13 protein-coding genes and 1 tRNA gene are annotated in these 12,920 nt (G+C 33.2%); 2 read left to right on the forward strand and 12 right to left on the reverse strand.

What is annotated here, in order from left to right:
- Positions 1-67 precede the first annotated feature (67 nt).
- Complete coding sequence (locus tag Q4Q34_RS10620) at positions 68-1,456, reverse strand: dipeptidase (RefSeq protein ID WP_303318305.1); 1,389 nt, start codon at positions 1,454-1,456, stop codon at positions 68-70.
- A gap of 169 nt (positions 1,457-1,625) precedes the next feature.
- Here Q4Q34_RS10620 and Q4Q34_RS10625 point away from each other — a divergent pair.
- Positions 1,626-1,707 (forward strand) — tRNA-Leu (locus Q4Q34_RS10625).
- A gap of 175 nt (positions 1,708-1,882) precedes the next feature.
- Here the strand turns inward: Q4Q34_RS10625 and Q4Q34_RS10630 are convergent.
- Both Q4Q34_RS10630 and Q4Q34_RS10635 read right to left on the reverse strand, forming a co-directional pair.
- Positions 1,883-2,383 (reverse strand): hypothetical protein, encoded by a 501-nt coding sequence (locus Q4Q34_RS10630; RefSeq protein WP_303318304.1) that lies wholly within the window; start codon positions 2,381-2,383, stop codon positions 1,883-1,885.
- A 13-nt stretch (positions 2,384-2,396) separates the two neighbouring features.
- Positions 2,397-3,758, reverse strand: coding sequence for a hypothetical protein (locus Q4Q34_RS10635; RefSeq protein ID WP_303318303.1), 1,362 nt, complete (start codon positions 3,756-3,758; stop codon positions 2,397-2,399).
- A 1,113-nt stretch (positions 3,759-4,871) separates the two neighbouring features.
- On the opposite strand from Q4Q34_RS10635, the gene Q4Q34_RS10640 reads away from it, so the two are divergent.
- On the forward strand, positions 4,872-5,342 hold the full coding sequence (locus Q4Q34_RS10640) for a ligand-binding sensor domain-containing protein (protein WP_303318302.1): 471 nt from the start codon (positions 4,872-4,874) through the stop codon (positions 5,340-5,342).
- On the opposite strand, the gene Q4Q34_RS10645 is transcribed toward Q4Q34_RS10640, so the two are convergent.
- The 9 genes from Q4Q34_RS10645 to Q4Q34_RS10685 form a co-directional block, all read right to left on the reverse strand.
- Complete coding sequence (locus Q4Q34_RS10645; RefSeq protein ID WP_303318301.1) at positions 5,325-6,368, reverse strand: hypothetical protein; 1,044 nt, start codon at positions 6,366-6,368, stop codon at positions 5,325-5,327. The two genes, Q4Q34_RS10640 and Q4Q34_RS10645, sit on opposite strands and share 18 nt — an antisense overlap.
- 13 nt (positions 6,369-6,381) lie before the next feature.
- Complete coding sequence (locus Q4Q34_RS10650) at positions 6,382-6,939, reverse strand: hypothetical protein (protein WP_303318300.1); 558 nt, start codon at positions 6,937-6,939, stop codon at positions 6,382-6,384.
- 48 nt (positions 6,940-6,987) lie between these two features.
- Positions 6,988-7,599, reverse strand: a complete 612-nt coding sequence (locus Q4Q34_RS10655; RefSeq protein ID WP_303318299.1) for a DUF4412 domain-containing protein — start codon at positions 7,597-7,599, stop codon at positions 6,988-6,990.
- A gap of 119 nt (positions 7,600-7,718) precedes the next feature.
- Positions 7,719-8,810, reverse strand: a complete 1,092-nt coding sequence (locus Q4Q34_RS10660) for a YncE family protein (protein ID WP_303318298.1) — start codon at positions 8,808-8,810, stop codon at positions 7,719-7,721.
- A 16-nt stretch (positions 8,811-8,826) separates the two neighbouring features.
- On the reverse strand, positions 8,827-9,714 hold the full coding sequence (locus tag Q4Q34_RS10665; protein ID WP_303318297.1) for a hypothetical protein: 888 nt from the start codon (positions 9,712-9,714) through the stop codon (positions 8,827-8,829).
- 12 nt (positions 9,715-9,726) lie between these two features.
- Positions 9,727-10,146, reverse strand: coding sequence for a lipocalin-like domain-containing protein (locus Q4Q34_RS10670; protein WP_303318296.1), 420 nt, complete (start codon positions 10,144-10,146; stop codon positions 9,727-9,729).
- 11 nt (positions 10,147-10,157) lie between these two features.
- Positions 10,158-10,733, reverse strand: a complete 576-nt coding sequence (locus tag Q4Q34_RS10675; protein ID WP_303318295.1) for a hypothetical protein — start codon at positions 10,731-10,733, stop codon at positions 10,158-10,160.
- Between the two features lie 23 nt (positions 10,734-10,756).
- Positions 10,757-11,797, reverse strand: a complete 1,041-nt coding sequence (locus Q4Q34_RS10680) for a Kelch repeat-containing protein (protein WP_303318294.1) — start codon at positions 11,795-11,797, stop codon at positions 10,757-10,759.
- Positions 11,798-12,001: 204 nt separating this feature from the next.
- Positions 12,002-12,841 carry a helix-turn-helix domain-containing protein gene (locus Q4Q34_RS10685; protein ID WP_303318293.1) on the reverse strand — a complete coding sequence of 280 codons (840 nt, stop codon included), beginning with the start codon at positions 12,839-12,841 and terminating at the stop codon, positions 12,002-12,004.
- Positions 12,842-12,920 lie beyond the last annotated feature (79 nt).

Genomic DNA, 12,920 nt, shown 5'->3' on the forward strand with positions numbered 1-12,920 from the left:
TTCGTTAAGCTTCTTTACATCATAATTGTTTGTCTGAGCACAATAGAAAGATGCAATAACATCTAAATTATTTAGATAGTTCGGTAAAATATTTATAGAATAAAGGAATGGTTTCAATGCCTTTAAAATAATTGAAAATTCCAAAATGTTCGTTTGGTGAATGAATAGCGTCACTATCTAGACCAAAGCCCATGAGTATGGTTTTGCTTTTTAGTTCTTGCTCAAAAAGAGACACAATAGGAATACTACCACCACTACGTTGTGGGATAGGAGTTTTACCAAAAGTATCTTGATACGCTTTGCTTGCTGCTTGATAACCAATACTGTTTATTGGAGTAACATAACCTTGGCCACCATGGTGTGGTGTTACTTTTACAGTAACCCCTTCTGGAGCGATACTTTCAAAATGATTTTTAAATAATTGTGTGATTTCTTCCCAATCCTGATGAGGTACTAAACGCATAGAGATTTTTGCAAAGGCTTTGCTTGCAATAACTGTCTTAGCACCTTCGCCAGTGTAGCCTCCCCAAATACCATTAACATCTAAAGTAGGACGTATAGAATTACGTTCGTTGGTAGTATATCCAGTTTCTCCGTAAACAGCATTTATGTCTAAAGCTTTTTTATAACTATCTAAATTAAAAGGTGCTTTAGCCATTTCTGCACGTTCCTCCTTAGATAGCTCTTCTACCTTGTCATAAAACCCTGGAATAGTAATATGGTTGTTCTCATCATGAAGCGACGCAATCATTTTAGTTAAAACGTTTATAGGGTTAGCGACTGCACCTCCATAAAGTCCAGAGTGTAAATCACGGTTCGGTCCTGTAACTTCAACCTCAACATAGCTCAATCCGCGTAAACCAGTCGTAATAGAAGGAACATCTTGAGCAATCATACCAGTATCTGAAATAAGAATAACGTCGTTCTTTAGTTTCTCCTGATTATTTTTCACAAAAACAGCAAGGTTAGAGCTCCCTATTTCCTCTTCGCCTTCAATCATAAATTTTACATTGCACGGTAATTGGTCTGTAGAAGTCATAAATTCCAAAGCTTTTACATGCATATACATTTGCCCTTTATCGTCGCACGCGCCACGAGCAAAAATAGCACCTTCTGGATGTAAAGCTGTTTTTTTAATTACAGGCTCAAAAGGAGGTGAATTCCAAAGATTTAAAGGATCTGGTGGCTGTACATCATAATGTCCATAAACCAATACCGTTGGAAGATTCTTATTAATAATTTTTTCACCATAAACAATAGGGTATCCAGCTGTCTTGCAAATTTCAACCATGTCGCACCCAGCTTTTTTTAAATTAGCTTTTATGACTTCAGCCGTTTTTAAAACATCATTTTTATAAGCAGAATCGGCACTTATAGATGGTATTTTAAGAAGTTCTATTAATTCATTTAGAAACCGATCTTTGTTTTCTTTTATATAAGATTGAATGTTATTCATGAAGTCAAGTGATTGTATAATTCATTCAAAAATATAAAAAAAGAATGTTTTAAATGGTTAATACTAATTTGATTAAAAAAGAATGCAAATAAATAAATTTATTTTTAATTAAATTTAGGATATGGAGTTTGCAATTTAAAAATCTTGTTTATATTTGCAGTCCTTAATTGCGGGCGTGGTGGAATTGGTAGACACGCTAGACTTAGGATCTAGTGCCGCGAGGTGTGAGAGTTCGAGTCTCTCCGCCCGCACAAAAAATAAGACAAGACGTTTCTTCGAATGGAGGAACGTTTTTTTATGCTATAAGTTTGTGAATGGGACGTTTTCAATTTGGTAGCCTTTGACAACAACAGCAAGGATAAGAGAAAATGAACCAAAAAAAGGTGTTTTCATATCGAAAACACCTTTTTATTTAAATAGAAACGACTATTTCCATTTTTGACTAAACCTTAAGTCATCCAAAAGAGCATAAAGCCTTATCAACCGATCCGTACCTTTCATCCCATAATCATAGATGGAGCGCACATTTTCGTTTTGAAAAGTCACTTTTAATTCACCTACTGAAGCATGAAGATTATTTTCCAAATAAGTTTTTTTATCGAATTCCTCCTCCAATGAAAGAACCAAATTTGAAATTTCCTTAAAGACTTTCTTAGATAATTCAGACATGAACAACCCTTTTATTTCAGGTTCAGGTAAACCGCGACCTTTTTTATCTTTCCTTAAAGGTAATGTTTCCCCATTATGGGGGAATTTATAATTATCGCTTAGAGCATTATATATGGCAATGTTGTTGTCATATATAATTATTGCATAGTCCGCTGAATATGCATATCCATCGGTGGTAAATTCAATTTTATCGATTTGACAGTGACTTTGTAAACTGGTCGCCAACAAAACCACTATTAAGGACATAACGTTTTTCATAAGCTATATTAGTTTAATTACAGGGTTCACCCGTATTGGGAGCTGTTCCTTTTGGAACAAACTCATAAATCGTGCCATTGGGGTGCGGGTATTGGGTTGTTGTATTATTCTGCTCTGCCTCAATACTCATAACAATCTTTATCCATTCAGGGTTGCGGTTTGCTGGATTATTGACGGCATCATTAGGGTCGATGTACTCAGGATATAAGGTTTGGAAAGAAGGTGAGTTTTTAATAGCACCTGACCAACAAAGGCCGGTATAGTAACTTCGAGGAAGTCTGTATCCCTGAGCTTTTCCATAAGCCATTAATGATACAGCCATGTCATCTACAAAATCCGCCATAAGGTCATGATGCGCTTTTCCAACATTAGCAGGCTTTCCACTAAGATGAGCTATATAGGCGTCTAATAACTCTTGAAAGCCGTCCAATGCCGAACCATCAGGGTTTTGCAATAAGCCCTCTTCCCTCATAAAAGCAAAAACGGCGTGCAGACTTTCGTGTATAGCTGTTCTGGCAATAGATAGGTCAGTTGCAGTTTCCAAATATGATTCATCAAAGGTAATCGTTATGTCGCAGGTATGGGTTGTTGCGTTATAATTGGAAAGACCAGATGTGACAGCATTGTTGCCATCCAATTGTGCTGTTGTAACGATTAGGTTCACACCATCGTTTGCCTCAAAAATATCAAGCACCAGTTGGGTGAGTGGAGAACAAATTCCCATTGCCTCTGAAATCACTATTTGTTGGCATCTATGATTGGCAAAGCCAGGGAACACAATGTTGTCGGTTTGGGCTTCGCCAGCCGTGCCGCTACCATCTTGATTCAGGGGATCTGGAATCGTTGTAATTGTGCCGCCGTCATTCCCACCGCCAGAGGAGCCACCAGAACCAGAGCCCCCTGTATTTGTTGGGTCGTAACCTGCATGGCTTGGAGCAGAAACGCTAAATGAACCGCTACTACCACCGCCACTGCCACAAGAAGCCGGTCTAAGATTGATGATTAAGGTGCTACCTCCTGCAGTACATGTATCCGGTGCATGGTCATTACCCGCATTGCACTCCCATTCAATTTCAACCCTCCAGCATAACCCACCTCTCGCTGTGGATACACCTTTACCTTGGAAACTTAAAATATCTTCTTGTGTGAATATATCATTGTTTATGACCCTGGCTTCCCCACTAAATGGTTGGGTTTTATCCAAAAGCCATTCAGCGGATGGTAAATATTCGATAATATGTGATTTTGTCATATTACCATTGTTATCTACATCTACAACCAAATTGTAAAATTTGACTCCAGCTCCATTGGTCTCCAATTGAAATGTATAGGATGCCCCGACAACTTTTTCAATTCTCGTAACATGGTCGGTCAATATCAAATTTTTGCTTGCTTTTGATAAGGAAGTACTTTTGTATTTAATCGCATTTCTATCAAAATATTTGCTTAGTACAGCAAAATTTTGATTTTTGACAATTTCATTTTGAAATTCATTGAAGGAGATGACCTTAACTTTTTTTGCATTGTAAACTTCATCTGAATCTGAGATTTCCTACTTTTGGCAGTTGATTAGAAATAGCATTGCTGTTAGTGCAAATACCATTTTGCCAAGTCCATAATGTTTTTTCATTGTATTTGTGCTTAAGAATTAATAAAATTTGACATAGAACTGTAATTAAGTATAAAGCTATATTTTACATAAGAATATATATCAATTATGAACGATTTAAAACGTATTTCATCGAAAAGACAATATTTCTGCTGTGGTTAACCCGTAATTGACTACTAAATTGCAATTAAATGATTTTTAAGCCTTGGCATTTTCTTTACGAAGTTAAAGATTCGATTTGGCAAGACTATTTAGTTAAATTACTTCTTATTTTTAGACCAAATTTTAATTGATGCTAGCTCTTTTATTAGCACATTAATTATTTCCTTCAGGTTCTTGACAATTTCTACAAATAATGCTTTCATAATCTATTTTAAATAATTGGTTATCCCTTGAAGAATAGACAGCGTAACAGCTCTACAGTTATTTGGTCTTATCAAATAATCCGATTCATCCGTGTTAGTGACAAAACCCACCGTGTCCAACATCGATTAAAATAGTTTTTTTTTGACACTTCACTTTGACCAAAAATGATACACATTTTTAGCATCAAAATCATAAAACTGACGTTTTTGAGCTTCTTGCACTTTCTTGGTTTTATCTTAGAATACGTTAATTATTATTCAAAAGCACTAGGTAATACATCATTCGTAATAATGTCTGCACGATTTATAGCATTCTTATCAAGAAACCTTAACTATTTTTACATGTATTTCTAAGGGGTAACTTAGTAGGTAAAAGCATTAATCATTTCTGGTCAGGAAAATGACTACTACTTTTTGTTAACTTAGATAGAAAACAGATAATTCTTTATAGTAAGCTTTGGGTCATTGTAGTTTTAAAAATAGTCTTTTTACTGAAGATGCTAGATACAGAAAAATGAAGTGTTGTGTTTTAGCATGCAGTTTTTTTGTTATTAATACTTTGTTTTCGCAAGATGTGTTTTCTAAATATGATTTTATTGAAATCAAGGAAAGTATTTCTAAAGCAGCAATTTCCTCTATAACTCAAGATCATAATGGTTTTATTTGGTTTGGAAGTAGCGGTGCTGGATTGTTTCGTTACGATGGGATAGACTATAAGTATTATAAACATGATTTAAATGATTCTACATCAATAAGCAGCAATGTTGTTACAGGTACATATATAGATCATAACAATAGAATGTGGGTAGGAACAGATGATGGCTTAAATCTGTATAATAAGGACATGGACCAATTTAAACGGGTTCCAATTTTAAAGCACTCGCAGTATAGGCCTTCCATACTTAGCCTACAAGGTGATAATGAAGGTAATCTTTTCGTAGGAACTATAGCAAACGGTCTTTTTAAATTATTTACAAACCCTTAAGCTTCTTGAAGCCAAAGACACACTAGTTAATGATCCAACATTTTTTGAATTTAATAAAGGTTTAATAGCATCATTAAATAAACGTTGAGTTTCACCAGAATTGAACAATCTATTTACTTCGGTTCTTAATCCAGCCATTATATCACGAGTTAGGTTAGGTACAAAATCTCCAAAACCGCTCGCTCCTAATTTCCCTAACATTTCAACTTTTGCTACTTGAAATGAAATAGATCTTTGGTAGATAATTGGTTTAAGAAATATTCTTAATATTTGGGGCGAACCCCAGTTAACGTCCGGTGCTCGACTATCTCTTGACGGTTTTATACAACCATAACACATTCCTTTCAATTCATAACCTTTATCCTCAAATTTTATATCTAAAACAATTGCATTTTTTTTTGAGTCATAAAAAAAGTTACAGCCCGATCTCCTAACGTTGTCAAAAAAATAAGTCCAGGTTTTTGATATTGGACTAATCTTAATATCTGGAAGTGCCAAATTCTGTCTCTGCCTGTTGACAGCTAAAAAACCATCAGATCTATCTAATTTCATATCTAAACTTGGTTTTATCTCTCTATTCAAATAATCTACAACACTTTTTGTGCTTATATCAACGCAAGGCTCTGAAGTGGTATTTACATTTGAACTCGTTACATTATTAGTACGTTTAGACCATCTGTTACCTCCAAATCCTGAACCACTAATTTTGGTAATTGTATTACCACTTTTGCGTAATTTTAAAGTGCCTTTTCCATAAGTTTTTCCCTTAGGTACATCTACCCAATCTAGAACTATTGAATTACCAGATATGGTACCATTGGCTACATTTGAAAAAATGGTAGTTGAACCTGTTTTTTTTTCACCAAACCACATAACTTTATTTTTTATCTGCCTTATATAATAGCTGCCCCCATCATCGCATTTCCAAATTCCAGTAATTCCATCTGGATTATTTTGAGAAAATAAGTTTAAAACACCTCCTATAATTAATAGGAATGCTAATTGATGTTTTTTTAATTTTTTCATATTTTTTTAAGTTTTAAATTAGCTTACCCATATCTTTTAATGCAATGGTGACATAAGTGGTTTTTGTTCCGTTTTCACTTTTGTAATTGCCGGTAATAAAATAGACCTTGTTATTCTTTTTTACCTCTACATTCTTTAGCTCAACGCGATCGTTGTTCCATGTCTTAAATTTAATCCATACCTGCATCTCACTTGCTATTTCATAAAGTGTAATTTCTTCTACGGTTTTCTTTCCTTGAAAATGGTCTCTGCTACTAAAAGAAGTTTTAATACCGCTTATTTTTATAGAATTCCCTGAAGTTTTATCAACTACTAGGGAAAAACCATAGGTAGCAAACCAGTCATCTTTACCACCTCTTTTTTTTTCACTTATAGTAGTAACCATATTATTGAAGTAATGACCATCTTTCATTTTATTTAAAATCTCTTTAACCACATAACGGTCACCATCTATTGATGGCACAGACTTACTAAAAGGGCTATTACTTTCTTCTGCTGATAATGTAGCTGTACAGCTTAATAGCAATGCTATTAATAAATAATTTACTTTTTTAATGATTGAATTTCTCATGACTTTTATAGTTTATAGTTGTTTATAACCGCTTATAGTCTGCCGTGACTATTTTAAAATTTTCTTTTGCAAACTTTGTACATCTCCAAGTCGTAATTTTTTCTCTTCTGCCTCTTTTTTAGTTACTCTAATTTGCAATGGTAACCCAGAATACATGGCTTCCAATGAATCATCATTAACAGCATTGCTTCTTCCTAAAATATAACCAAAGAATAGAGGGCCAGCATTTTCAGCAAATGAGCCTTCAGCACCAATAACTCCTTCTTTTAAGTCTTTCGCTACCCAAACTTCACTAATTAAATTATCGCTAGTCATTTTAAATAATTCACAGTCATAGTCCAATAGGTTTCCATATCCAATAGCTTTATATACTCTGGTATCTTCCCAACGATTATTCTCTTTTACTAGATCTTTTAAACTAAATGGTGTTGAAGTCATTATTTTATTATCATTTTTTCCCATATAAGTGTACATTCTATTATGATGGTTATCATAAACAATCATGATTCCACCTGCTGATACTGAGCAGAAATACCCTCCGCTTGAAGGTAAATAATAATCAATTACTGTTTTTCTACTTCTTGGTGTTTCAATTTCCATTTTGTAGATATAATCAAAGGTGTAAACATCCTCTTGCGCACCTATTTTTGTGCTAAACAATAGTAATAGTATAAGTAGCGGTATTATTAAACCTTTGGTTTGACGTTTTATATTTTTATTTATAGCTTTAATAGTTTTTTATTATTAATGCTATTAACACTTTGTAGAAAGATTAATTCTTATAGGTTGGTCTTTACAAGTTTTACTTTACCCTCATTATGATTGTATGTATTTAACCAAAAGCTTGAGCTATCAAAGGCAACACCATGTATTTCGTGATTTGGTAATTTGTAACTTTCAATGGCTTTAAAACCTCCAATAGTTTGGCATTTATGTATTCTTTCTCTATCGCTTACATATAAATAACCATCTTGATAATCTAGACCTAGAGGTTTGAAATCTAAAGGAATTTCATGTACTACCTCACCAGGTGTTAAGGATCCGTTAGATTTATATAGGTATAGTTTACTTTCGCTTTGACTAGCTACCCATAGATAACCAGGTTCAACAGATGCTAAGCCTATAATCCAACGACCTAAATCAATAGATTCATAAAACATTGTATTAGATGAATATATATATGATAGAAAAACTTTACGACCACCGTCACTTTGAAAAAGTTGTTTTAGAGAAGCGTCTGATTTTTCAATTTCAACAGATGAAGCAGCATGTATGGTGGGTATAATACCTTCAATATTAAAATTAGTTGGATTTACCTTAAATATTTTGCGATCATTAACATCCCCACCCAGAATATAAGTGCCATCATAAGCAATATCTATATCTCTAGTATCAGACCAGGGAGCTGCCCCTTCTTCTAAAATTGATAGCTCTTTCACCCAATTTGTTACATCTGGCGGACTGACAGCCCTACTGAGCACAATAGCCCCTGCCGTTGGAGGTTGCAATGTGAGTATATCATCTTTAAAAGTATATTTTACAATAAAAGGACCCTCAAGGGTAATCGTGATTTGGTCATCAGTCAGAGAAACTTTAGTGGACACTTCGCCTTTAAAACCCAATTCATCTTCCGTTAAGATATTAATAGTATTATCATTATTAATATATATGTATTTTGTACCGGATGTTAAAAGGTTGCCACTATCTACCTGCCATTTACCTATGACCAAATCTTTGTTTGTAGCAACTTTGTCATCATCGTTATTACAACCTAACATTATTATGCCTAGTACTAATAGTATTGCTTTAAATATTACATTATTTGTAATACTTAAGTTTTCATATCTTTTATTATTTTTTAAAGTTTTCATAATGTCTTTGTTTTAACTAATAAGTTTCGTAAGTCCATTTATAATAAGTTGTAGAACTTTCGCCAGTCGTATTAATAGACGCTAATTCTGCTGAAATCGGATAATCGTTTTTATCATAGACATAACTATATTCTCTTGAACTGCTACTACCATTTGAGTGCACACTCTGTGAAGAAAGTAAATTGTTTTTGTTGTAATAAAATAATATTCCAGATACTTCTATTGATCTTCCAGAATAGGCAATCCTTATAAAAGTAAGAGCATCCGTAATTCCTGTTTTTGATAATAAATTATAATTTGGGTTTTTTTTATTATCAAAAACAAAGTTGTAAGTTGACTTTTTGGAATAATTAACTCCATCTCCGCTACCGCTTTCAAAAACACGTTGTACAATATTTTCTTTTTCGTCATAAACAAATTTGTTTCTATAATAACCGGTAACTGGAGGGCCTTTAAGTACTGTTTCTATCAATTTATCATTACTATCATATTCAAAACTTGTATGGAAAATATGGATACCAGTATCTTGTACCATGGTTGCAATCAACCCTTTATTGTTATAGACAATTGTTATATTATTAGTTGAGCTTGAAATTTTCGAGATTTCCCCTTGACTATTATAAGTATAGCTCTCTGTACCATTCTGTATTATTTGCCCGTCCTCATTATATATGATTGAATGGTTTCCAGATGGAGTACTAAAATTTGTGATTTTTCCTAAATCATTATAAATAAAGTCATATTCGTACTCATTAATAGCATACGTTTTTAAACGAATGTTTTGTTCGGGTTGCATACTGTCGTCATCCTTGTTACAATTAAACAGTGTAATTGTAAGCAGTGTCAATAAAATTGTTTTAAATATTGTACTATACATATTGTTTTTTTTCTTTAAAATTTTCATCGCGTTTTGGTTTTAAATAGATTTTTTAAGTATTAAAATGAAGTGTCCATCAAGAAATTGTTGGGTTAGCACAAGTTTTGTTTCAGAAATTGAAACAATACTATAGGTGCCTCCTGATCCTCCGCCCACTATGGTAAAATTTAATTCTTCATTATTAGTTATTGTGTAGGTATAAGATGTTTGCTCTTCGATAGAACAATCGCCTGATTCATCAGAAAAAAATTCATTGCTCATGTTTTGATCATCGAGAAAGTTCAATGATGATTTTTTGTCACAATTTGACAATCCTGCAGATGATATATCAAAATACCATTTGCCAATAAGGAATTCTTGAACCGTTGGAGGTAAAATAATAGCATCGTCATCATTACTGCAATTAAATAGTGGTGCTGTCATTAGCAAGAGGATTGTTACTTTAAATATCGTTTTCATATATTTTATTTTTAAAATTCAACTATTTCAGTATTGTGATTTCCTATATGAATATTTAGATCCTTAAACATAGTATTTCCATTACCTGATTCACCTCCAAAATCTTGCATACTTAAACTGATACTCATTGAAACGGTATCATTTTGATCTCCTCTAGTTATAAAAGTTCCTGTAAGAATATTTCCTGTAATGGGATTATTTACGTTTCCTTGCCAAGTAATGGCTCTGCTAAAACCATTATTACTATCTGTCCAAGTATTGGGTGTATTAGTCTGAAATTCAAGATAATCAATTGCAAAAAGCATTTGCATATATTTTAATCCACCTTCATCTCCAGCTGTAAAGACAAAATCATAAGTTTCGTTTTCTTTTAAATTTAATTGGAAACTATCAAAAATATCATCTTGATTGAAAGCATGGTCAAAACCATCACCTGATATTTTAAAATCAAATTCAGGAGGTGTTGTATCTGTCTCAGGAATATCAGTTTCACAACTTAGGCTAACAAAAAATATAGCTATTAAAAATATTTTGCCAACTACCTTGATATAAATAAGTTCATGTTTTTCTATTGATTTATTATTCATCATCATTATTTTAAAGGTTTTTATTAATTCTCTTTTAGACTTACAATTTGACCGGTAATTCCATTTTTGTTATAACCACCGAATATCCATATAGCATCTTTATAATTTAGAGCAGTATGATGATGTAGGTTATCATCATCAACATATAAGCCTGAATGTTTTTCCCAATCTTTCATATTGCTTGAATACCAAATATCATTACCAAAACCGTTAATAGTTCTGCCTCCTAACACCCATACCTTGCCATTATAAGCAGTAGCTGTATGATGATTTCTTTCAGAAAAAATAGGAGCGTTGGTTGCAACCTGAGACCATATACTGCCATTGGTACTTTGCCAAATTTCATTGAGTTTGTTATTGGCTGTTTTTTCACCCCCAATGACATATATGGTATTATTATGTACTACTGCCTTGTGAGTTATCCTACCAGGAAAAGCATTTGCTGTTTCTTCTACCCAATTCAATCCATCTTGTGTAGACCACACTTCCATATAGCCGGTTGTTGTATTGACAGCAACTACATACATTTTACCATTAAATACTATTGTATCATGATGCGCCACTTTACCAAATGGAGCAGTTGAGAATACATTTGTCCAATTCATTCCATCTGTTGAAGACCATATATCTCCTAACCAATCACCAGCATTGTTTTCTCCACCAATAAGCCATAATTTGTTTTGAAATGTTGTTAGTGTGTGCCCTATGCGTTCATCACCTATATCATTTTGTGTTGTAGGTTCCCAATTCGCACCATTTAGACTAAACCATGAAATATTATGGAGAAATATTCCACCTCCTAAATCGTTATCTCCTCCTATTGACCAAACCTTGCCATCGTGCAACGCCATCGCATTGCGGGCAAACCTACCTATTTGATCTCCTTCTTTAGGAACCTCAACAGTAATAGTAAGATTTACATTAGGCTTTAATGGATTAATACTATCATCACAAGATGAAAAAGTAATCAGTAGAGTTGATAAGAGTATTTTAATCAACCATAATTTACTAACAAAAAACATTGGGGTTCTTAATTGTTCGTTGTTTTTCACTAAATATTTCATAGCTTTACTTGTTATTGATTTTTCTTTTATTGATGAGCCTATAACTTTACAAACTCAATACGTCTACTATTGGTTTACGCAATAGATATTGCCAAAACCAAAGGTCTTTTTTTGTTATACTACTAAATAATTTGAGAAAGGGAGGGAGAGAGAATTAAATCAAAACTATAAGAAAACAATATATTTAAGGGGGTAAAAAAACGACTAAACCGTAATCTTATTCAAAAAAGATGTTGCCGCTTTGTTCTGAACATCTAAATAGGAAGCAAGAGAAGTATTCGTTATTTTTCTAAACTGTTTGCGAAAGTGAGCCTTATCATGATAATTATAATCATATACCAGGTCAATTAACCTTACATCTGATTTGTTGAAATCATTTACCAAGTTGTTAATTCTAACAATATTTGCATACTTATATGGCTGCAAGCCAATACGTTCTTTAAAAGACCGTTGTAGGTGTCGTTCACTTACTTTTAAAGTTTTTGCCAAAATGTTTGTAGAGATAATTCCTCTATTTTTAATAATCTCTTCTACTACCCAATCGGTAAAAACGGCATCTCGTTTTGCACATCCAATTTTTGTAGTAAACCATTGTTCAAATAGTTTTATTCGGCTATCTAAGGTAACATTTGCCATTTTATCATGAAGCTCTCTAAGGTCTTTGGATAAATGGTAATCTGCTTCAATTGCTGAATTTCTCAATTCATAAATTGGTATGTTGGTCAACCAGCTTGCTGTAGCAGGGTGTAAAACAACACCAAACAAATTGGTGTTTTGGGGTAATTCCATAGTGTACAAGCTATTTTGCTGACCAGTAAAATATATAGGGTAATCTATAAGCAATGCACTTTGGTTACAGCTTTTAATCTCTATGGCATTCGAGAAATTGAACCCAAGAAATATGCAACCAGAAGGTAAGGTAGTTTGTTTGTATAGCAGCGGATTATCTTGTTTATTCCCTGATATTTTTTGCTGAAAATAAAAAGAAATATAAGATTCAAAAATCTTAGAAGGTGATCGTGTAAGAAATTGGTTGAAAGACATGTTTTATAGTGCTTTTTATAAAAATAATTTAAAAAAATGACAAGCTGATGTAAAAACCCGCCCTTTTTACCTATAAGTA

This window comes from Flavivirga abyssicola (genome assembly GCF_030540775.2).
GTDB lineage: Bacteria > Bacteroidota > Bacteroidia > Flavobacteriales > Flavobacteriaceae > Flavivirga > Flavivirga abyssicola.

Coding starts and splice junctions, on each gene's coding strand:
- Q4Q34_RS10665 (WP_303318297.1), bottom strand. CDS start 9,714: ATGAAAATTTTAAAGAAAAAAAACAATATGTATAGTACAATATTTAAA.
- Q4Q34_RS10685 (WP_303318293.1), bottom strand. CDS start 12,841: ATGTCTTTCAACCAATTTCTTACACGATCACCTTCTAAGATTTTTGAA.
- Q4Q34_RS10660 (WP_303318298.1), bottom strand. CDS start 8,810: ATGAAAACTTTAAAAAATAATAAAAGATATGAAAACTTAAGTATTACA.
- Q4Q34_RS10630 (WP_303318304.1), bottom strand. CDS start 2,383: ATGAAAAACGTTATGTCCTTAATAGTGGTTTTGTTGGCGACCAGTTTA.
- Q4Q34_RS10675 (WP_303318295.1), bottom strand. CDS start 10,733: ATGAATAATAAATCAATAGAAAAACATGAACTTATTTATATCAAGGTA.
- Q4Q34_RS10640 (WP_303318302.1), top strand. CDS start 4,872: ATGAAGTGTTGTGTTTTAGCATGCAGTTTTTTTGTTATTAATACTTTG.
- Q4Q34_RS10650 (WP_303318300.1), bottom strand. CDS start 6,939: ATGAGAAATTCAATCATTAAAAAAGTAAATTATTTATTAATAGCATTG.
- Q4Q34_RS10680 (WP_303318294.1), bottom strand. CDS start 11,797: ATGAAATATTTAGTGAAAAACAACGAACAATTAAGAACCCCAATGTTT.
- Q4Q34_RS10620 (WP_303318305.1), bottom strand. CDS start 1,456: ATGAATAACATTCAATCTTATATAAAAGAAAACAAAGATCGGTTTCTA.
- Q4Q34_RS10645 (WP_303318301.1), bottom strand. CDS start 6,368: ATGAAAAAATTAAAAAAACATCAATTAGCATTCCTATTAATTATAGGA.
- Q4Q34_RS10670 (WP_303318296.1), bottom strand. CDS start 10,146: ATGAAAACGATATTTAAAGTAACAATCCTCTTGCTAATGACAGCACCA.